Annotated in this window: 18 protein-coding genes and 4 pseudogenes; 12 read left to right on the forward strand and 10 right to left on the reverse strand. The window is 60.5% G+C overall.

Annotated elements, in window-relative coordinates; all coding sequences use genetic code 11:
• The 3 genes and pseudogenes from X773_RS71990 to X773_RS0140080 all read right to left on the reverse strand — a co-directional run.
• Positions 1-422 (reverse strand): annotated as a pseudogene (locus tag X773_RS71990) (hypothetical protein); the annotation flags it as partial.
• Positions 422-1,348, reverse strand: coding sequence for a zincin-like metallopeptidase domain-containing protein (locus X773_RS71995; protein ID WP_023680592.1), 927 nt, complete (start codon positions 1,346-1,348; stop codon positions 422-424). The gene X773_RS71995 and the pseudogene X773_RS71990, both read right to left, overlap by 1 nt.
• 599 nt (positions 1,349-1,947) lie before the next feature.
• The gene (locus X773_RS0140080; protein ID WP_023680594.1) at positions 1,948-2,205 is read right to left on the reverse strand and encodes a hypothetical protein; all 258 of its coding nucleotides are present in this window, start codon (positions 2,203-2,205) and stop codon (positions 1,948-1,950) included.
• Between the two features lie 300 nt (positions 2,206-2,505).
• Here X773_RS0140080 and X773_RS72000 point away from each other — a divergent pair.
• Positions 2,506-4,012: pseudogene (locus X773_RS72000) on the forward strand (MFS transporter).
• Positions 4,013-4,220: 208 nt separating this feature from the next.
• On the opposite strand, the gene X773_RS75820 reads toward X773_RS72000, so the two are convergent.
• Positions 4,221-4,595: a DUF309 domain-containing protein gene (locus X773_RS75820; RefSeq protein WP_245274869.1), complete on the reverse strand. Its 375-nt coding sequence runs from the start codon at positions 4,593-4,595 to the stop codon at positions 4,221-4,223.
• Between the two features lie 311 nt (positions 4,596-4,906).
• On the opposite strand from X773_RS75820, the gene pmtA reads away from it, so the two are divergent.
• The 8 genes and pseudogenes from pmtA to X773_RS72050 all read left to right on the forward strand — a co-directional run bounded on the left by pmtA (position 4,907) and on the right by X773_RS72050 (position 12,879).
• Positions 4,907-5,503 carry a phospholipid N-methyltransferase PmtA gene (pmtA, locus tag X773_RS72010; RefSeq protein WP_031213240.1) on the forward strand — a complete coding sequence of 199 codons (597 nt, stop codon included), beginning with the start codon at positions 4,907-4,909 and terminating at the stop codon, positions 5,501-5,503.
• Positions 5,504-5,937: 434 nt separating this feature from the next.
• Positions 5,938-6,990, forward strand: a complete 1,053-nt coding sequence (locus X773_RS72015) for an ABC transporter substrate-binding protein (protein ID WP_031213242.1) — start codon at positions 5,938-5,940, stop codon at positions 6,988-6,990.
• Between the two features lie 32 nt (positions 6,991-7,022).
• A complete protein-coding gene (locus X773_RS72020) occupies positions 7,023-7,895 on the forward strand; it encodes an ABC transporter permease (protein ID WP_031213243.1) in 873 nt (290 codons plus the stop codon).
• Entirely contained in the window at positions 7,871-8,617 is a 747-nt protein-coding gene (locus X773_RS72025; protein ID WP_023680604.1) for an ABC transporter ATP-binding protein, read from the forward strand. Before X773_RS72020 ends, X773_RS72025 begins: the two co-directional genes overlap by 25 nt.
• 46 nt (positions 8,618-8,663) lie before the next feature.
• Positions 8,664-10,079 carry an LLM class flavin-dependent oxidoreductase gene (locus tag X773_RS72030; RefSeq protein WP_023680605.1) on the forward strand — a complete coding sequence of 472 codons (1,416 nt, stop codon included), beginning with the start codon at positions 8,664-8,666 and terminating at the stop codon, positions 10,077-10,079.
• Between the two features lie 287 nt (positions 10,080-10,366).
• A complete protein-coding gene (locus X773_RS72035) occupies positions 10,367-10,609 on the forward strand; it encodes a hypothetical protein (RefSeq protein ID WP_023680606.1) in 243 nt (80 codons plus the stop codon).
• Positions 10,610-10,938: 329 nt separating this feature from the next.
• Positions 10,939-11,535, forward strand: a complete 597-nt coding sequence (locus X773_RS72045) for a DUF309 domain-containing protein (RefSeq protein WP_245274868.1) — start codon at positions 10,939-10,941, stop codon at positions 11,533-11,535.
• A 206-nt stretch (positions 11,536-11,741) separates the two neighbouring features.
• Positions 11,742-12,879 (forward strand): annotated as a pseudogene (locus X773_RS72050) (DUF2130 domain-containing protein).
• A gap of 147 nt (positions 12,880-13,026) precedes the next feature.
• Here the strand turns inward: X773_RS72050 and X773_RS0140110 are convergent.
• Together X773_RS0140110 and X773_RS72060 are read right to left on the reverse strand one after the other, a co-directional pair.
• Entirely contained in the window at positions 13,027-13,338 is a 312-nt protein-coding gene (locus tag X773_RS0140110) for a DUF736 domain-containing protein (protein WP_031213246.1), read from the reverse strand.
• 1,263 nt (positions 13,339-14,601) lie between these two features.
• Positions 14,602-15,513: a DMT family transporter gene (locus X773_RS72060; RefSeq protein ID WP_031213247.1), complete on the reverse strand. Its 912-nt coding sequence runs from the start codon at positions 15,511-15,513 to the stop codon at positions 14,602-14,604.
• A 133-nt stretch (positions 15,514-15,646) separates the two neighbouring features.
• Between X773_RS72060 and X773_RS75830 the strand changes: the two genes are divergently transcribed.
• The gene (locus tag X773_RS75830) at positions 15,647-16,102 is read left to right on the forward strand and encodes a LysR family transcriptional regulator (RefSeq protein ID WP_245274870.1); all 456 of its coding nucleotides are present in this window, start codon (positions 15,647-15,649) and stop codon (positions 16,100-16,102) included.
• A 2-nt stretch (positions 16,103-16,104) separates the two neighbouring features.
• Entirely contained in the window at positions 16,105-16,536 is a 432-nt protein-coding gene (locus tag X773_RS75835; RefSeq protein WP_198023670.1) for a LysR substrate-binding domain-containing protein, read from the forward strand.
• 806 nt (positions 16,537-17,342) lie between these two features.
• Here the strand turns inward: X773_RS75835 and X773_RS72070 are convergent.
• Positions 17,343-17,930, reverse strand: a complete 588-nt coding sequence (locus X773_RS72070) for a hypothetical protein (protein ID WP_023680617.1) — start codon at positions 17,928-17,930, stop codon at positions 17,343-17,345.
• A 508-nt stretch (positions 17,931-18,438) separates the two neighbouring features.
• Between X773_RS72070 and X773_RS72080 the strand changes: the two genes are divergently transcribed.
• On the forward strand, positions 18,439-18,747 hold the full coding sequence (locus X773_RS72080) for an alkylphosphonate utilization protein (RefSeq protein WP_023680619.1): 309 nt from the start codon (positions 18,439-18,441) through the stop codon (positions 18,745-18,747).
• Between the two features lie 13 nt (positions 18,748-18,760).
• Here X773_RS72080 and X773_RS72085 read toward each other — a convergent pair whose 3' ends face one another.
• The 3 genes and pseudogenes from X773_RS72085 to X773_RS72095 all read right to left on the reverse strand — a co-directional run bounded on the left by X773_RS72085 (position 18,761) and on the right by X773_RS72095 (position 20,453).
• The gene (locus X773_RS72085; RefSeq protein ID WP_023680620.1) at positions 18,761-19,084 is read right to left on the reverse strand and encodes a hypothetical protein; all 324 of its coding nucleotides are present in this window, start codon (positions 19,082-19,084) and stop codon (positions 18,761-18,763) included.
• Positions 19,084-19,965, reverse strand: a pseudogene (locus tag X773_RS72090) (hypothetical protein). Before X773_RS72090 ends, X773_RS72085 begins: the two are co-directional and overlap by 1 nt.
• Positions 19,962-20,453 (reverse strand): hypothetical protein, encoded by a 492-nt coding sequence (locus X773_RS72095; RefSeq protein ID WP_031213249.1) that lies wholly within the window; start codon positions 20,451-20,453, stop codon positions 19,962-19,964. The pseudogene X773_RS72090 and the gene X773_RS72095 overlap by 4 nt, the downstream one beginning before the upstream one ends.
• Positions 20,454-20,485: the final 32 nt, after the last annotated feature.

Below are 20,485 nucleotides of genomic sequence, written 5' to 3' on the forward strand. Positions count from 1 at the left end.
GAGACCAGCCAGTTCCCGCAGCTTGCGGCGGATCGGTTCGATCTTGCTCGTGGTGGTGCATTGTCGCCGTATCATGCCGATCGAGATGCGCGGCGGTCGACGGTTCGGGTGAAAGCCGGGATCAACGCCCATCTCTTGCCTTCGCCAGCGGCAATCAGGCTCTCCCGAAGATTAAGGGCCGACACGATATGCACGAGAAACGGCAGACCGTTCGGCGACATCAGCCAGCGCAGATGCTGGCAGACCGAGGCAGGCTCCCAGCCGGTATCGGCGAAGATTGCACAATCCAATGAGCCGAAATGCCCATGAGCGGCGATCAGCGCGAGCGTGGTGGATTGGCCCCCTGCCCCGAGACTGAGCACACCAAGGCGGATGGGGGATGGCTCCGCGCCACCCCCGACATGGATCCGAGAATGCAGCATCATGCCGCCTCCGCGATCTGCGTCGCATTCGGCTGGAGATCATGCAAATAGTTGACCGCACGCTGGGCATGGGCCGCTGCGGCAAAGATGAATCGCTTCTCGTTCCTGAGAATTTCGAGCCAGCTTGCCAGGTAGCTGGCATGATCAGCCCGCGGCTCGAGCTCTGGCACGATGCCGAGGTCAGCTGCTAAAAAGCAGCCGCCAAGGTCGGCGATCAGCTCTTCATGGGCTCTGAACGAGCGATCGTTGTGATAACGGGAGAGGTTGCGATCAAGCCGCTTTTCCGACCCGACCCAATGGGTCATTTCATGTCCGAGGGTCGCATAGTAGCTGGGCCCGTCGCGGAAACTCTCGAACAGCGGCATTTGCACAATATCAAGAGCCGGATTGAAATACGCCATGTCGCCACCATGGCGGATGACGGCTCCGGTATTTGCGAAAAAGGCATCCGCGTGTTCGACCCGTTCCACCGGATCGGACACTGGCGCGGGATTGCCGTAGTACTGCGCGGGCAGGCCTTCGATCTGGTCGGCACAAAACACCGTATAGGCCTTAAGGAACGGAATCCCGCGCTCGACCTCTTCGCCGTGGGCATCGGTTTCGGTGCGTACGATACGACTGGCATAGACAACCATCGAGCCGGTCTCGCCTTTGCGGACTTGACCGCCCAGCTCGACGCTCTGCTTGAAAGTCATCCAGGTCGGGGAAACGAAACCCCTCGAAGCCGCCTCCGACCAGAGAAGCAAGGTATTGATGCCCTGATATGGCAATCCATTGTGGCGCAACGGGCGCGTGATACGCCCCGTGGTGTTCGCCGCGCTCCACGGCTTCACCCACGGTCGCACGCCTTTTTCCAGATCCGCGACGATGCGGTCGGTGATCTTCGCGTAGATATCAACGCGGGATTTGTTGCTCTTCCTGTCCATTGTCGAACCTCCATTCGAGGCCGCGCCAATCGCGGCCGTCACGAGGTCCGACAGCGCAGGACCGCAGGTCCGCGAACCCGCAGAAGATCAATCGGAAAGAAGGGACCCGTCGCTTGAGGGCCGCAACGTTAGTGGAGGACGGCGAAGCCGTTTAGCGGAACGAGGACCGGAGCAGGACCAACATTCGTGACGACCGCGGTTGGCCCGGCCGCATCAGGGGTGTTCCTGCTTTTCTCATCTATTGCTTTTGGGGAACCACCGTTGAGCACGGAGTTCGAGGGATCAGTCGTCGCCCAGCCAGTCCAAGCGCAAATTATGGAGCTGAAGGGGATCCTCACTGTTCTTGCATAGCTGCATTGCACAAAATGTATTTGCGCATTGCACAAGTTTTAGCCATTAAGCCTACAGCTGATGCACGCGATGGTCTCCTCCCATTCCATCGTATCAGCTGTTCCCCTCTGAAGGTTTTGACCTTCACACCTAAAGGGCCTCGGTTTTCCGATGGCCCTATTTTTTTGGCGGTCGAAACGTCATTGATTACCTTCGTCCCTGTGTGGAACGCGGCGCGATCGTCGCTTCAGCCATCAGGCTTTGGGGGGTCATTTCTGCCTGGCTGAATCGACCCCTCCCGACAAAACTCGCCTTCGCCAGCGTCTGCGGGCAAGCGTTCGCGCTAAAAGTTCAAAGCCGCGTCCGTAACCTTCAACAATGAAAGCCAGCGTTATCAGGTCGAGCAGAAAGTCGTCGATCGCATCCGTGAGCGCATCAGACCTTTGTAGCAAGGCGCGCGCCTCTTCGATCGCGGCCCGGCAATCTTCTGCGTCGATCAGCGAATCGATCCTGTCAAAGATCTGCAAGGTTGCTCACTCTCCCCAAGGCACACGCAGCGCATCGAACGCCGCTGGTGAGTGAATTTTCAACGAAAGAACAGGGTCGCGTTTCGCGAAAAGGCATCGCTCGGCAAAGTGCCCGTTGATGAAGCATGCCGCGTCAACGACAAGCGAGGTGAGCCGGCTCGGGTCTGCGTCTCGGCCGCAAAACACTGGTCAGAAGGAACTGTGCCGCAAGGCAAACAGTTTCTCTCTATTCTTCCAGCCACCACGGTTCAGCCTAGATTACATGGGAAACGGCAATAACGGAAAGCAAAGGCTGGCAAAATGAGTAGGGTGGCTGGATCAAATGAAGATTTGGCTGCACCAACGACCTTTGGGCCACTTCTGCAGCCGACCTTTCGTTCGATCTGGCTCGCGACGCAGGTTTCAAGCCTCGGCTGGTTGATGCAGACTGTCGCCATCAGCTGGCTGATGGCAACGATCTCGACTTCCGATCTGATGGTTGCGCTGGTGCAGGCTTCATCGAGCCTGCCCGCTTTCGTCCTGTCCGTTTTTGCCGGAGCTCTCGCCGACAATTTCAGCCGGCGCCGGGTCATGTTCGCCGGTCGGTGCCTTATGGTGATTGCCTCCGCGATGCTGACCGCGTCCGTGGCGCTGGGCTTTGTCAGTCCGTGGATGATCCTCGGCTTCAGCTTCTTGATCGCAAGCGGCGGTGCTCTCAATGATCCGGCCTGGCAAGCGTCGGTTGGCGATATCGTGGATCGACGCGATGTTCCCGCTGCCGTCACCCTGCTTTCTGTTGGCTTCAACACCGTCCGGACTGTGGGTCCGGCGCTCGGCGGCATTGTGGTTGCCTCATTTGGCCTTATGGCGGCATTCGCCGTAACCACGCTCACCTATTTCGTACCCTTGGCTACTATTTGGCGCTGCAAGTGGAAGGTTCGTTCTTCCCCTCTTCCCCGCGAGTCGATGAGGACGGCAATTTATGACGGGCTGCGCTTCACGGCGATGTCATCGGAAATCAAGGCCGCGATCGCGCGCGGAACCCTCTTTGGCTTGGCGAGCATCGCCATACTCGCGCTGCTGCCGGTGGTTGCCCGCGATCAGCTGGGAGGAGGCCCGCTCGCCTATGGCGCGCTCATGGCCGGCTTCGGGACCGGAGCCGTCTTCGCTGGCCTCTCCAACAGCCTGTTCAGACGGAGCTTGTCGCAGGAGCGGCTGATGAGGCTCTCCTGCGTCGCCTGCGCGGCGTGCTCACTTTCCCTGGCACNATGGTGGCATCGCGCTCGGCAGCTGGGTGTGGGGCACGGTGGCCGAAAACCATTCGCTGGCCCTGGCGCTGGAGGGTTCCGCTGCCTCCCTGATGTTCGTCGCTGCAGCCGGCGTTCTGTTTCCTCTTCGCGAGCGCCGCGACTCAGAGCCCGATCCTCTGGAGGAATTCGATGCCCCGGCTGTCGCTCTCAATCTGAAGCCGAGAAGCGGCCCGATCGTGGTCAAGGTCGAATATCTGATAGCCGAGAGAAATCTCGAGGCTTTCCTCGACCTCATGCGGCAGCGGCGTCATGTACACAGCCGCGTCGGTGCTCGGAACTGGACGCTCCAGCGCAACCTTCAGAAGCCTATGCATTGGGCGGAAACGTTCCGCACGCCGACCTGGACGGACTACCTTCGCCTCAATCATCGTCTGACGGAAGTGGACAAGGAACTGGACGAGCGTGTCTTTGAGCTGCACGCGGCCGAGACCCCACCTCAAATGACACTGTCCATCGAGCGGCCGACAAGCTCGGCCCGCAAGCCCGAGCACTCAGCTTTTCGCCATCCCCGTCATTGAAGCCTGGCTGGCATCTCTGTCATCAATCGATTGGCTACGAGCGCGACCGATTAGCCCCGACCTTAAAGACCATCGACATCGAAGCGGCCGCGAGTTGCCCATAAAACATTACTGCACTCTTATTGTTTGTGACGCATGCGGGTGGTGAGCGGTTTTCAAAGGCCCCGTTTCCTGCTGACAAAGTTAGCTTGGACCACTGAATTGCCGATCAAACGCTCTCGGATAGTGGTGCGAGTATGAAATCAAAGACGGGCTCAGGCTGGGCAGGCTTTGGCTCCCGCAGAACAACCGGGTAAGCTACGATCGCTTGGGCATGTTCAGCGAGCGCGGCAGGTGTCATTCCCAGCGCTTTCTCAAACAGGCCGCCCGGCACTCTCACCACCTGACGAAAAAGCCCTGCAGCTCTTGTCGCATGGCGCGCCGCAGCGGCCCACTTTCGCTCACGGATCTTCACGCCGGCCGCCGCCAGCAGGATCAGCCCCTTGAAGAATAGGCGGTGCTGAGCGCTTTGTTTCGCAGCCTGCCAGAGAGACTCCCAGGCTTCATGGGCTTCCCAGTAGTAACCGTGATTGAAAAGGTCGATTCCCTATCGAAACACATCTGAGCCGAGCGCTTCGGCAACGGCGACGGTCACCGGATCTGATCGGTAACTGTGGCCCAAGGGATCACGCACCGGATGCGGATACTTGCCGGGCAAATAGGCATAGCTCGGGAAAGTTTTTTCGGGCAGCAGGCGAGGACGTGACATAGCCCCAGCAAACATGAAAGTGCGTTAACGGGCAATTCATGCTGACCGCGCCCTGACACGCAAGCTTGTAAACCGCGCCGTGGTTGCCCAAAACGCACTTTGCCAAATTGAAGACGCTGGATAGGCGGCTGACGCATGGAGAAGATATGATTTTGCGACTGAAGGAGCGGCTCGGCAAAAGGTTTGAGGAAGAAGTCCAATTCTTCAAAGGCTGGCAGAAGGACAAGAAGGGCGTGGGAGCCCTCATTCCCACTTCGATTTATGCGGCACGCCGGATGGCAAGCGTGGTGAACCCACGGTCAGGATTGCCGGTTCTGGAGCTTGGCGCGGGAACTGGTGTCATCACAAAGGCAATCCTGGCGAGGGGTATCAAGCCGCACCTGTTGGTTTCAATTGAATATTCCCGGAATTTCTACAACGGCCTGGTGCGGCGTTTCCCGAATGTCGACGTCAGATTGGGCGACGCATTTGCGCTGGACGAAGTTCTGGGTGAGCGCAAAATTGATCAGTTCGATTGTGTCATTAGTGCAGTCCCGCTGTTAAGCTTCCCTATGGACCGGCGCGTTGTGCTAGTTGAGGATCTGCTTACCCGCATTCCTCCAGGCCGGCCGGTAATTCAGATCACATACGGACCTTTGTCGCCGGTCATCAAGATGCCTGACCGCTACGAGGCTTCTCACTATGATTTCGTCGTCCGCAACATACCGCCGGCACAGCTCTGGACTTATCGTCGAGCAGTCTAGCCAGACCCAGTACAGGCGCTATCTTTACCTCGACTGCCTAAATGATCACAGTTGAGCCTTCACTGTGATACCAGCAGCGCGGTCCTATGCGGCAATGCGTTCACGGCCACCACGGTCTGCAAGCTCGGGTCGATCAGCGCCGGTGCCAGCTCTGTCGCGTCAATAGTATAGCCCTCAGGCATCAGTATAGCCCTCAGGCATCGCTCGGCACGGTCCAGGCATGAAGCTTCTGGATGAAGCTTTGGTGGGGATGTTCCTCGCCCAGGTGCTGCTTCGCCGTCCGAAGCTTTGTGAACGACGTGTGCCCAAAATGAGCATTGCAGGCGAACAGCTTTTCCTTCCCGCGGCAAAGAACAGCATCCGGTACTTTATAGTCTACGAAATTTATAGACACAATAAGGTGAGCTTGGCCCTATCAATTGGAGAGAGAGACGATGATGTTGGCTGTGAAGTTTTCGAGAAGGAGGTTTGGTGCATTGGTCGCCACTTGGGCGGCAACCTTGGTGGCTTCTTCCTCCCCTTTCAGTGCCGAGGCGGGCAGTCCGGACGCGGGTAAACTGCCGACCAAAATTCCAGAGGGCACCGTGCTTCGCATCGGCGATCCCGAGACGCAAAGGGCACTGGAACTCTCAGGTCTGATCGACCAGCTACCCTTCAAGGTCGAATGGGCCAACATCAGCGGCGGTCCGCAGACAATCGAAGCTTTTCGCGCCGATGCATTGGACGTCGGATCGGTCGCCGACATTCCGCCGATCCACGCGACCTGGACTGGGCTCAAGGTCAAGATCATTGCTGCGAAGTTCCGCAGGGATCCGGTTGCGCACCCGATTTATCAACTCGGCATTGCGCCGGGCGTCGAGGTCAAGACGCTCGCGGATTTGCGCGGCAAACGGATCGCCTTCAGCCCTGGTCAGGCTCAAGGCGCGCTGGTGCTGAGGGTCCTGCAGGCCGCCGGCCTGAAAAAGGAGGATGTAAATCTCATCGAACTGCCCAGCAAAGGCGATGCCTATCCGGTGGCACTTGCCAGCAAGCAAGTCGATGTCGCACCGATCTGGGGCGTCCTCGTCAAGCGCTATCTGCGCCAGTATGGGGCGGACGGCGCCACCAGCATCCCGCATGGCTTGCGTGATGATCCAGACCATCTTTACGCCCCCCAGGCCGTGCTCGACGACCCGGCCAAGGCTGCCGCTCTCGGCGAATATGTGCGCTACTGGGCACTTGCGTCCCGATGGGTAGAGCAGCACCCGAAAGAGTGGATCGAGGGCTACTACGTCGCCACCCAGGGCCTCAACAGCGAAGATGGCCAGTATCTCGTCGAAGCCGACGGACGGTTCGACATTCCGTCCGACTGGAACGATGTGATCGTGCGCCAGCAAGCGACGATCGATCTCCTGGCCAAAGAGCTGAACAAACCTCGTATCCAGGCCGAGGATCTTTTCGACAGGCGCTTCGAGACGATCGCCGCAAATGCGCTGAACGCGTCCTGACGACCTGCTTCCCAGCACTGGAGACGATGCAGATGAACGCAATCTCACACACCGCCGCAATTGCACGCCCTATCCCCGACGAAAGGGAGTTGACTGCGCCCGCTGTACAGGCTCGCAAGGCGGGGACGAGGCGTCGCCTCGCCCTTGGACGGGCGATCCCGTTTGGCGCGTTGATCGGGCCCGCACTGCTTCTCGTGATCTGGTCCGGGGGCAGTGTCGCCGGCCTGATCGATCCAAGAACGCTGCCGGCGCCTTGGTCGGTTGTCGGTACTGCCATCGATCTCATTGCCACAGGGAAGCTCCAGGATCATTTGATGACGTCTGCCTGGCGGGCAGCACAGGGTCTGGTGTTCGGCATCCTGATCGGCGCCGTTCTTGCTCTCATTTCAGGGTTATCCCGGCTGGGCGAGGCGATCATTGACGGCCCCGTTCAGATCAAGCGGGCCATACCGACGCTGGCTCTGATCCCGCTGCTGATGCTCTGGTTCGGCATTGGCGAGGGCATGAAGGTGACGACCATCGCCCTGGCCGTCCTCATCCCGATCTATATCCAGACCCACAGCAGCTTGCGCAGCATAGACAACCGTTATGTCGAACTGGCCCAGACCTTGCGAATTGGCTACGGCGAATTCATCCGCGAGGTGATCCTGCCGGGCGCCCTTCCAGGCTTCTTCCTTGGGCTGCGTTTCGCAGTGACCTATGCCTGGCTGTCTCTAGTGGTCGTCGAACAGGTCAATGCCACGAGCGGCATCGGCTACATGATCGATCTTGCACGCAACTATGGCCAGACTGACATCGTCATCGTCGGTCTCGCCATCTACGCGTTGCTCGGTCTTGCGTCCGACGGCATCGTCTGCTTCTTCCAGGAAAGGTCGTTGTCATGGCGTCGCACCTTGGCGGATTGAGCGGCGCGCCCGTGGTGCGTGTCGAGAGCCTTGTGAGAAGGTTCGGGCCGCGAACCATCCTCGACGGCCTCAGTCTCGGCATTGAGAAGGGAGAGTTCGTCGCCCTTCTCGGCCGCAGCGGGTCGGGCAAGAGTACATTGTTGCGCGCGCTGGCGGATCTCGATGACAAAGTCTCCGGGTCAGGCCGACTGGAAACACCCGATAAGAAGTCGGTGGTGTTTCAGGATGCGCGGCTGTTGCCATGGAAACGAGTGCTGGAGAATGTCGTTCTTGGCCTCGGCCTGCCGGACGCCGCAGAACGCGGACGCGCAGCTCTCGAAGAGGTTGGCCTGAGCGGCCGCGAGACCGCCTGGCCGGTCGAACTCTCTGGAGGCGAGCAGCAGCGCGTGGCATTGGCGCGCTCGCTTGTTCGTGATCCTGAACTGCTGCTGGCGGACGAGCCGTTCGGCGCGCTCGACGCGCTGACCCGCCTACGCATGCACGATCTGCTGCGCCAGCTATGCGCCCGTCACCGGCCCGCGGTCCTGCTGGTCACCCATGATGTGGACGAAGCCGTGATGCTGGCGGACCGGGTTTTGGTGCTCGACAACGGCGCGATCGCCGCCGACATCGCCGTCAATGTCACCAAACCACGCAATCATGGCGATCGCCGGTTCGGCGAGATCCGCTCCGAACTTCTGCGTCATCTCGGCGTCGAGACAAGGCCCGCTCTGCCGGTTTGAGGGCCTCAAGACTTTTGCCGAGCGTCACTATCCAGGAGACCAACACATGCTTGCCGAAAAACGACAGTTGAACCTCAACCTTTTCATCTATCCCGGCGGCCATCATGAAGCCGGCTGGCGCTACAAGGATTCCGCCCCTGGGAGAGTGCTGGACATCGCCTATTATCAGGAACTGGCGAAAAAGGCCGAGGCGAGCAAGTTCGACGCGCTGTTCTTTGCTGATGGGCCAGCACTCGCCGACAACATCCGCTACGCGAGCCGCTTCAGGCTGGAGCCGCTGACATGGATTTCGGCGCTCGCCGCGGTGACTGAAAGAATAGCCTTCATCGCGACCGCCTCGACCACCTATAACGAACCCTACAACCTGGCCCGGCTGTTTGCTTCTGTCGATCATCTGAGCGGCGGGCGTGCCGGTTGGAACATCGTCACCACGGGCGACGCGTCGGCAGCGTTGAATTTCGGCTTTGACCGACATCCGACCCATGCCGACCGTTACGAGCGCGCCGGCGAATTCGTCGATGTGGTGACGAAGCTCTGGGACAGCTGGGAGGACGATGCGCTCGTCGCGGACAGGCAGTCCGGAATTTTTGCCGACACCGACAAGATTCACCCAATCAATCACATCGGCAAATATTATCGGGTCAAGGGACCACTCACGCTTCCGCGCTCGCCCCAGGGGCGGCCGGTCTATGTCCAGGCGGGTTCCTCGCAAGACGGACGGTCGTTCGCAAGCCGCTATGCCGAGGCGATATTCACAGCACATCAGACACTCGGCAACGCGCAGGAATTTTATGCAGACATCAAAGCGCGTGTGAAGTCGGTTGGCCGAAACCCCGACCACGTCAAGGTATTGCCCGGCATCAGTCCCTTCATCGGCTCAACCGAGGCTGAAGCCCGCGCACTGCATGACGAGTTTAACGAGCTGACGCAGCCGGAATATTCTCTCGATCAGCTGCGCCGCATCGTGGACACCGACCTTTCCAGCTACGATCTGGACGGGCCATTTCCGCGCGATCTCATCAGTGTCGAGGGCGAGCGGGGTGCCAGCAGCCGCTTCCACGTCGTACTCGACATCATCGAGCGCGAGAATCCGACCATCCGCCAGTTGCTCCACCGTCTCGCCGGCGCGCGCGGGCATTGGGTCCAGGCCGGGACGCCCGAACAGNTCCGCCAGTTGCTCCACCGTCTCGCCGGCGCGCGCGGGCATTGGGTCCAGGCCGGGACGCCCGAACAGATCGCCGACAACATCCAGGATTGGTTCCACAACGGGGCCGCGGACGGCTTCAATGTCATGCCGCCCTATTTGCAGGGCGGGTTCGACGTGTTCGCCGAGGAGGTGGTGCCGATCTTGCGCAGGCGCGGACTTTTCCGGCACGACTATGACGGAGCGACGCTGAGGGACCATTTCGGTCTGCCCCGCCCTGACAATACGTTCAGCCAACCGCAAAAGGCGACCGCTTGAGCTACCTTCGCATCGAGCGTTTTCTCTTGGAGGGATTCGACCGGACACGGATCTCTCGCCCGCATCCCCCGGTCGGTGTTTTGCGTCGTGACGCGCTCCTGGCACATGTCTCCGGTCGGTTTCCGGTTCGGGCTCGGCCTTATTGGCAAGACGATAACCGCCTCGGATAATCGTGTCCGCTTCATTCACTATTTTGCCGGACTGTTTCGTCTTCCTCGCATTAGCGGACGTTAAATTTCGAGTGTTTCGGCTTGCCGCAAATTAGGATCTCGGTGGCATAACTCCGCATGACTTTTGGGGTGCTGGCAGGAAGACTGATGCGCGGGCGTGGGTGGATCAAGGCGTTGCGTCAGGACGATGCCCGACAGGTGCGTGCGCACATCGCCGAACTGGAGCGCAACCTCATGGCGACCACAGCTCAGGGACGCCATCGACGTTTCGAAGCCGGGAATGAACTTCGTATTGCGAAATTCCGCCTGGAGCGTCTCGAGGAATGCATCGCCGGAATAACGGAGAAATGTGGGCGTTAGCGGAAGCTCGCCGCTCGAAATTGCCGCGCGGTACGGCCAGACTGTGCGTCGGCGCTGTAATCACAAGGCGGCCGCATCTGACACCGCTCGGTCGGGAGCACCCCTTTCAAGCTGCGCTGGGCGGCAGACGCGCAGGCGCACGAGACTGCCTCGAGACAATCCGCAAGTGGGTTCCGTAGTGCCGGACCAGGGCGACCGGCCGGCGGGGCCGCCCGTCGTGGCCAAATCGCCTCTATCGTAATTAATTGCCAAGTGACACTATTCGTCCTTGATGGCTATTGGTTCGACGTTGCGCCCGCGCTGGCTACCGGAAAAGAGCTTTCCGTCCTATGCGTATCTTCCCGGCCGGCAGCCGCATCCCGTGCGCGATCCTGCAGGACACAGCTACCACAGCGAAGCAATCCCGGGTGCTGAAGAGGCGTCGCTTGACTCCGACATGTTCCTCTGGGGTATCGACCTCTTCAATNATCCCGGGTGCTGAAGAGGCGTCGCTTGACTCCGACATGTTCCTCTGGGGTATCGACCTCTTCAATCATGGTTATTACTGGGAAGCCCATGAGGCTTGGGAAGGTCTTTGGCAGGTTGCAGATCGACGCGCTCCGCTTCGGATGCTCTTCAAGGGATTGATCCTGTTATCGGCGGCCGGCGTGAAGATCCGCGAGGGCAAGCATGCGGCGGCGGTGCGTCATGCCGGACGCGCCGCGGCGCTCCTTCGTCGGCTGATGAACGCGCCGGATCGCGCCTTCGAACGCGCGCTCGGCATGTCACTCGCAGTACTTGCCGAACAGGCCGAAGCCGCAGCAACGATTCCGGCAGCCTCGCAGGCGACAGCGCTGGGTCAGCCCCAAGCCGTGTTTGATTTCATTCTCGGGTCAAGTTCCCGCGGAATGCCGGTCAGATCGCAAAAGAGAAACAGTCATTCGTAGAAGACGGCGGATTGGCCGTGCCGTTTTGCGGGCGTAGCGAACCTTCTGGCCCGTCGTGTCGAAACGCGGCTCGAAGGCGATCAGAGCGAATCCGGCTTTGTCCGCACGCTGGGGATAACATTGGAGTTCACTATTTGTTCTTTTCCAAAAGCGGTCGGTAATATATAGTCTGGGGCTATATCAGCCCTCAGTGAGTCAGCCCGCCAATGACTGTCCAGCCCAGGATTCTCAATGAACCAACAATCAGCTGCCCGAGCTGCAAAACGGACATCAAGCTCAACGAGTCGCTTGCGGCGCCGCTGATTGCCGCGACCCGGGAAGAGTATGAACGGCGCTTGGCGCAGAGCAACGCGTCAATGGCGGCCCGGGAGGAAGAGCTTAAACGCGAACAGGCCGCCATCGACGCCGCCAAAGAGGACATCGGCAACCAGGTGGCTGAGCAAATCAAGCTTGAGCGTGTGGCAATCGCGGTCGAGGAAGCCCGCAAGGCAAAATTGCTGCTTTCGATAGATCTGGAGGACAGGGATAACAAGCTTGCCGAGCTGGAGGCGACGTTGAAGGCGCGCGACGAAAAGCTCGCCGCGGCGCAGCAGCAACAGGCGGAATTCCTGAAACAGCAGCNAGATTGAGGAGCTGAAGCGCCGTGCGGAACAGGGTTCTCAGCAGCTGCAGGGCGAGGTCCTCGAGCTTGAGCTGGAGTCTCTCATTGCCGGCCGGTTCCCGATGGACGTCATTGAACCGGTTGCCAAGGGTGAGTTCGGCGGAGATGTCCTGCACCGCGTGGTCGGACCGGCCGGCCAGCCATGCGGCGCCATTTTGTGGGAATCGAAACGCACCAAGAACTGGAGCCAGGGCTGGCTAGGTAAGCTCAGAGGAGATCAACGAGCCGCGAAAGCGGATATCGCGCTGATGGTATCGGAAGCGTTGCCTCCCGGCGTGGAAACCTTCGATCTTGTGGACGGAGTGTATGTCGCCCATCCCAAATGTGCGATCCCGATCGCTATCATGCTTCGGCAATCCCTGATTGAGCTGGCGAACTCCCGCCTCGCCCAGGACGGCCAGGCCACCAAAATGGAGCAGGTCTACGGCTATCTGACCGGTCCGCGGTTCCGCCACCGCGTCGAGGCGATCGTGGAGAAATTCTCCGATATGCAGGAGGATCTCGCCAAGGAACGCAAGGCCACAACACGCCTGTGGGCCAAGCGCGAGGCGCAGATCCAAGTGGTGATCGAGGCGACCGTCGGCATGTATGGTGACTTGCAGGGTATCGCCGGAAAGGTGATGCAGGAGATTGAGGGGCTGGATGTGCTGGCGATTGAAGCCTCTTGGCCTGAAACTGAATAGGAGACCTTCAGGTCGGCCAAGGCGAAGACGGGATCCGAGTCCCTGCTCCGCAGCCATCGCTTCGTCATGCTGATTCCTTCCGCCTGCCCACGTTCGTTTGGGGAAGGCCGAAGGCCCCGCCTTGCGGCGGAGCCCTCGTCGAGGCGATCAGTCCCGGTTGGGGCGAGACCAGATCAGCTGCAGGCCTTCCTCTCCCTCCACCTCGATCAGGGTAGCGTAGATCGGAGCGGGGAAGCTCGGGTCGTCCAGCTTGACCGAGAGGTAGTCACGCCCGGTTTCCCTGGAAACCTTCTGCCAGGCCGCACCCAGCTCGACCGGACCCGAGAAGATGCGGAAGTGGGGACCCTTGTCGGAGGGGTTGTCGACGCGGACCAGCTTGGCCTTGACGTTGAGGTTAAGCGTCTTGATCGTGCCCGCAAAGCCGTTGTCCGAGGAAGTGAAGTTGCCGATGGTAGCCATGATGTCGTCTCCTTGAGTTTCTCGGGTCGCGACCACCGCGACCTCGATGGCGGTCGACAGACCGGAGGCGATCGGCCCGCACCCACCGGGGTCCCCATTGCGCGCGCGCATGGGGTGGTCCTTGGGGCCGCAACGACAGTGAAGGGCAGCCAGGGGGAGGCTTTCTTGTTCCGCGCGGAATGGCGGCGCAGCCGTCAGGGGAAGAAAGTCGCGACCGGCTGTTGCGGGTTTGAGAACGAGGCGCAGCGAAGCGAAGACGGCCTTCGGTCAGACCAGCCCCATCGAGGACGCAGGTGGTGGGCCTTTCCATGAAACCGCCGGCCAGACGACAGGCGAACCCTATCGGCATGATCACNCGCCATCGCATAACGACAGAGCGTTCAACCGGAGAGGGACGCGACCGCACCTCACTTCAGTCGGTTGACGACCGACCGACTGGCGAAACTCCGAGGGCCCGGCGTCTGCCGCTTAAAGATGGATGGCCGCGTACGCGGCCATGGAAATACGCCTCTCGGGCCGGGCGTCGGGCCGGGCAGGCCAATCTGGCTCGGCCCGCTAGGGCCACCCGAACTGACCGGTGCCACAGCTGGGTCTTCAGCCGGCTGCAGGGCCCGGCGTGCTGAAGCCACCGACGTGTGCCAGGCGGGACGATCAAAGACCGCACATGCCCTCCCATTCATTCGGCCAGAGGTCGAGCTGGCCGTGGTCGGCCGCTGTAGACAAATCGGCCTCATCGAGGGAAACGCCGGAGCGATGCAGGGAAGACCTCGCCGCGTATGCCACGCAGGCCGGTGCGGATTGCCTGATCCACCTCCACGGCACCGTCCCAGGCCGCGCGGTCGTTATTGCGCATGATCGCCATATGGCGTCACGGTGGTAGAGCAGCCGATGCATGCGCTCTTCGGCGGTGTCGGATAGCCATGGCTTTTCAGCCAATCGAGACAATCCTTCGGGTCATGCAGCTCTCGATGAGGGGGAAGCGGTTGAGTTGCCACGCTGCCCGGCTCGGCTTCATGCGCACAGCCTCGTCCATCGAGATTCCCAGCCACTGGTGAACGACGGGATATGTCGGGAAGCCTTTGCGCGTGAGACCAGCCAGTTCCCGCANACGGCACCGTCCCAGGCCGCGCGGTCGTTATTGCGCATGATCGCCATATGGGCGTCACGGTGGTAGAGCAGCCGATGCATGCGCTCAGTCGCAAAACCCGAACAAAACTTGGGAATTTTGCGATACTCGTAACCTGAAGCCGTCATCCGCCTCGATTAACGCCGGATGACGATAATCCCAGCCAGTGCGATGAGAACGATACCGAGCATGGAAGCCGTATCCAGACGTTCCGAGAACAGCACGACGCCCCATAGGATTGCGAAGGCCAGATAGGAAAAGTCCCAGGTCGAAATGATCGAGGATGGTCCCAACTGATAGGCGATAGCCGTGCCGACGCTGCCGATCAGCATCGTCATGCTCAAAAGCCCGATCAGCGCGCATTGGGTCCAGCCCATTGGAATCCACGCGCCCATGAACAGGCTTTGTCCACCCTCGCTCCCTGCCATCACGGTTGCCAGGCTAGCGCCGCCCCCGAGAACGATCGCTATCAGGTTGAAGATCAGCGCCAAAACGAAGGGGTTTTCGCCACCGCTCTTGGTGCGCGTCAGCACCATCGCCAGCGCGTAGAGAATCGCAGAAACCAGCGGCATCACGGCATGCATGCCAAGATCGCCGGCCTGCGGCTTCAGCATGAGCAGCACACCGGTGAAGCCGAGGGCGACTCCGACCCAACCTTGCACCCCGACAGGTTCCCTGATCCAGAAGGCCGCAAAAAGGGTAATGAACAGCGGGATCGTGTAATAGACCGCCGCCGCCATCGAGAAATCGAGGCGCGGTAGCGAAGCGTAATAGATCAGAAGGCTCGACAGAAGCAGGCTGCTTCGCATGATGGCCCAGCCAGGATGGGCTGGGCGCAACGACACCTGCGGAAAGCGCCATTTCAGGATCGAGATCAACAAGGGCAGCGTGACGCAGGACCGCAGGAAAATGAACTGCGACAGCGGCATGTCCGAGATCGTGATCTTAATGATCGCATCCGCGATGGAAAGCGTCAGGTCAGTGAAAACCATCGCCGCAACGGCGATGCCCACCCTGTCTGCCTTCGACGCTATCTGACTGATCGACATTTTTCGCGTTCCTTCTTCGGGCGCCGAGGCTACCGAGCCGAGAACGTTCCAACAATTCGGATTATACGGAAACATTGTCCGTAGTGTTGTACAATGGCCAAGACAACAAGACAGGACGCGGGCTTTGAACAGTGTGGACGACATGATCCTTCTGGCCGAAGTCGCCGAAACGGGCAGCTTTACCCGCGCCGGGGGGCGGATCGGGATGCCCAAATCCACGGTCAGCCAGCGCATTGCCCAGCTTGAGGCACGTCTGGGACTGCGGCTTCTCAATCGCTCCACCCGGCACGTAAGCCTCACTGGCAGCGGTCAGGTGTATCTCGAATACTGTCGCCGCGTTCGCGCTGAGGTCTCGGCCGCAGACATGGCGATGACCAACCTCAAGGAACAGCCTGTCGGGACGCTGAAGATCACCTGCCCAGAGGTAACTGCCACCTATTTCATGCCGACCTTCNACCTTCCTGCACGGATTTACCACGCAGTTTCCCCGCATCGCCGTCGAACTGATCGCCACAAACCGGCATCTCGACATCATCCGCGAGCGGGTCGATTTCTTTTCGCGTCGGCACGACCACAGGTGAGGACCTGATCGTGCGGCGTGTCTCCTCGATTAAACGGGTTCTCGTCGCCGCTCCAGCCTATCTGGCGGCTGGCAGTCCTCTTCGTGAACCAAACGATCTTCTAGATCGTCGCTGCCTGGTGCATGATGCGCAGCCCGAATGGGTGTTCTCGTCAGACGAGAGACCGATTGCCCTGCGACCGCCGCCGGCCGCTACCTCGGATTCCATGGGGTTCCTGCTGCAATCCTGTATCGCGGGCGGCGGGATCGCACTCCTTCCCGCTTATGTGTGCCAGCCGTCCGTCGCGGTCGGCCGCCTTGTGGAACTGCTCCCGGGCTGGGAAATTCCACCTTATGAAATGATGCTGATCGTTCCCAACCTGAAGAACCAGTCCAAGGCGCAGGCCGCATTCCGCGACTATGTGAATACCTTCGACTTTTCAGCGTTTGCCGTTGGGCGTTAGCCGGAACTTGCCGCGTCTGACGGCTGCTTGTTGTGCAACGGAGTATCTGTCGCAAAAGTCCTAAAGTTTGCTACATCACAGGCCTTCGCGACAAAAGCCATCGGTTGGAAAAATGATCATCCTGTGATTATCGTGCCGTGACACAGCATGGCCCGATGTTTTTGCTTAGATCAGAGAGGAGATCGCGCCAGCTTAGGACAACGGCGCTTGAGATTGAGCATATCGGAAGCACTTCGGTCGCCGGTTTAGCCGCAAAGCCCATAGGACGTGGTGATTCCAACCGAAGCCGACCTTTCTCTTGCAATCAGCAAGCCCTCGAAAATAGAGGGGAACTGATGGGCGTCACACCTTTATTCAGCCGAGTTGGTTGCCGGCGCATCACCTCTACGTATGTGCAGCGGCCAATCCAGCACTCGGGCGGCATATAGCTTTTCGCGACTACCTGCGCGCCAATCCCAACCTGGCGAAAAGATATGGGTTTCTCAAGAAGCGCCTTGCCGACAGGTTCGGCTCTGATCGAGAAGGCTACAGCAACGCCAAGACGGCATTCATCGCCGAAGCACTCTCAAAGCGGTGGCCGAAATCATGATTTTCCGGCTCGGACTGGGTGCTTCGACTGCATCGGCAGAGATGCCGAACTTGTCGGCGCCGAGGGCTGCTCCCGACCGGAGAGATAATCGGCTTCTGCGCGGCCGGCGAGCGCGTCGGAAACCCGCAGTGCTTCGGTGCTCGTCGGACTGGAGCGAGATGATGGGCAGGCATCGACAAAGAAGGTCGGGCGGAGTTGAAGCTCCGCCCGGTGGCAATCAGCCAAGGGCTGCCATCTGGAGATCAGCCGCCTGGCGGCTGACGCCTTGGCCTTGTTTCTCGGCCTGTCGCTCGTAGGGTTTCCAGCTCTCGCCGACGGTGTGCTCGTAGGCGGCGACGGCGCCCTCGGCCGCCATGCGTAACGCATGTGCCTGCAGGCCCATTTCGGCGGCGAATTCGCGCTTGCGCTGGGCCTTGCTGTCGAAGCCGACCGGACCGTCAATGTCCTCGTCGCGGGTGTCATTGGCGAGCTTGGCCGTGGCATCCTTCGCCTCGGTGACGGCCTTCGAGTAGAACTGGCCTGCTCCAAAGGCGGAGCCGACATAGGAGCCGACGATCCTCTGCAGATGGATCTGCATGGCCTTGTCGGAAAGGCCCTCGGAGAGTGTGTCTGCACCATCGGACAGGCTGCGCTCGTGGAACTCGCGGATGCCGTCGCTGTCGAGGACGGGCAGGCCGAAGCTTTCGGAGATGAGGGCGGCCTGGTTGCCATCCGGGCAGCAGAGCCGGACCATTTCGAGGGTGGTGCCCTTGCGGAGCTGGACGACGCCGGCTTTGGTCTTGGTGGAGCGGGTTGAACTGGACATTGAGCTTTCCTTTCTAGCGATGCCCTTCAGGTGTTCCGGTCCTTGCCGGTCTTCCCTGCGGGTGCGGTCAAAAGGAACCGGCGAAAGCTGGACGCTTCAGGGTCTGGAGCCTGCCAGCGAGCGAGGTTGGCTTGCGGACAAGCGGGGTCAGTTCTTCACTGGCCCTGCGCGGGACGCGGGCCAGCCTTGCCGAGATCGGCGGGATCCGGCCGCCCCGCGGCGCGATAGCGGCCTTGAAGCGGACAGCCGCCGGTTCAGACCGCAGCAAACCCGCCGGGAAGACCGGCAAGGGATGAATTCGGACATCGGCATGCGCGAGGAAATGCAGTGTTCATTCCCGCCGCCAATCCGCCTGCCCGCCAGGCTGCGCGAGGGACGTCAGCGGTTTGAACTTCGGCTCCTGCCGGTATAGATGAGCTGCGCCGGTCCGCCGCTGCGGATCAACTCTTTGGCCTGCTCCCATGTCGGGCTGACAGCTAGCGTGTTCAACTCCGAAATGAGGGCAGCAATGACCGATCAGAATGACGACTACGTCTATGACGACACGACAGGGGAATGGCGACCAGCATCGGAGATGGCTGCCATTGCAGCTTCTGCCGGGAAAATTGAAGTGCGCGATGCCGCCGGCAATGTGCTCGCCGACGGCGACTCCGTCGTCCTCGTCAAGGACCTCAAGGTCAAGGGTGCCGGCCAGACCCTGAAGCAGGGCACGGTGGTCAAGTCGATTCGTCTCACCGACAATCCCGAAGAAATCGATTGCCGGCATGATGCGATCAAGGGGCTGGTGTTGCGAACGGAGTTCGTCCGCAAGCGCTGATCAGACACCAGTATTAGGCACGCAGCAGGTCCTGCGGGATCCTGTCACGCAGTGCTGCGATTGCAGCGTCCTGCCTGGCCAGTTTGCGTGAGAGCGCATCGATTTCGTGCTGCCTTTCCTGTGTGATCGCGGCAAGGTTCGATCGATACCGTTCCAGAAAGGTCCTGGCGTCAGCAGGGTTTCGGCGTCGGTGGCCGATACGCTGGAGCTTGAGCTGCGGAATGATCGCCGTCATCTGCCTCATGATCTGCCGGTTGATCATATCGAGCTGGCGCTGTGTGTGGCGCCCAGCCTCCTCCATGCGAAAGAGCTGTGCGCGGCGATCGGGGACAGACATTATGTGTCCCTCCCCTGCCAATCCATGAAACTCGAGGGCCCGCCATAGATGCGATGGCGCGCAACATCGATGACGAATCCAAAGCGGCCGACATGGTATTCGTCGGTCGCAACGAGAAAGCGACGTTCCTCCGTGCCCGCTCCGCGCCTGCCGCCAGGGGTCGCGATAACCTCGGTGAATCCGGCCTGGTGCCCGGAACGGATCGCCGACACCACGACCCAGTCATCGGTATGCTTCTCGAAAAATGCCCGCTCGTCCTTTTTCGCGGATTGGCCGGGTTCGAGAACCCTCCCGAGGATCGCCTCCCAGGCATCCGGGTACCAGTCGCGGATCGACTTTTCCGCACAAGCCCTCTCGAAGTCCGTGAAGAGTTGGGGGAAGGCTTGGGCGACGGCTGCCCAATGGCAATCCTCTTCATACCAGCCATCATTGGCACGGAGCATCTGATGGACTTTGCGATTTCGCTCCGCCGACAGATGGAACCCGCCATGGCCTGCCGTTGAGTGAGCCACGACGCCCTCGGCATAGACGGTCGCTCCCTGCGACGTTCCCCATGGCGTGTGGGCTCGGGAGTGGATTTCGCGACGTCCGAGAGCCGCGCGCTGCTGCTGGTGAACGGCGCTCTCCTTGACATGCGCGCGAAACCCCGCCTCGTCGGCAAGCTCACCGGCATGGCCGTAGAAATCGCTGCGCGTCCATTCGGCCATGGGCCGGCGGATACGCCAGCCCGTGACAAGAGTGCCGGTCATCGCGGGCCGGAGCCATGGCGAAGGCGTGCTCACCGACAAGGGCAACGCAAGCCCATCGGCGCTTCGGCCAAAAGTAACTTCCGGAGAACCGGGGGGTTCGACGACATGGGTTTCAAAAGTTCGCGCAATCATGCTGCCGTCCTCCCTTCTACGGTGTCCGCCGCTACGGTGTCGGCCGTGACCTGCTGCAACACGGCGTTCGGATAGCCGTGGCGGGTCAGCCATTCCTCGGCGGCCGCGCGATTGGCGGCAAGATGAACAAGCTCGGCATCGGCGCCGGCGCGGTCGAGCACCAGGACGGAGCCGATGGCGGGCCGCTGCTTGACCGAAAACTTCAGGTCGCTGTTCACCGAAAACGTCTGGTGGACGCGCAGCACAATGGTTCCCTGACTGCCATAGTCGCCCTTGTNATAGTCGCCCTTGTGCAGGGTGATCGAGGCGGCCAGCGTCGTACTGCCGATGCGGGCCTCGGCCTGTTTGCGGATCAGGCGACCGCCGCCGTTGCGATTTTCCCAGGCTGCGAGCTTCTTGCGATGCCGCTCTGGCGGGCGTGGGGATCCGTCGGAATATGTCACGATGGATGCGAGTGGAACAAGGTCATAGATCAATTGGGCGGACATCGTTTTCTCCGTGGTGCTCATGGTGGAAACAG

Origin of the sequence: Mesorhizobium sp. LSJC280B00, assembly GCF_000502835.1 — a bacterium.
GTDB lineage: Bacteria > Pseudomonadota > Alphaproteobacteria > Rhizobiales > Rhizobiaceae > Mesorhizobium.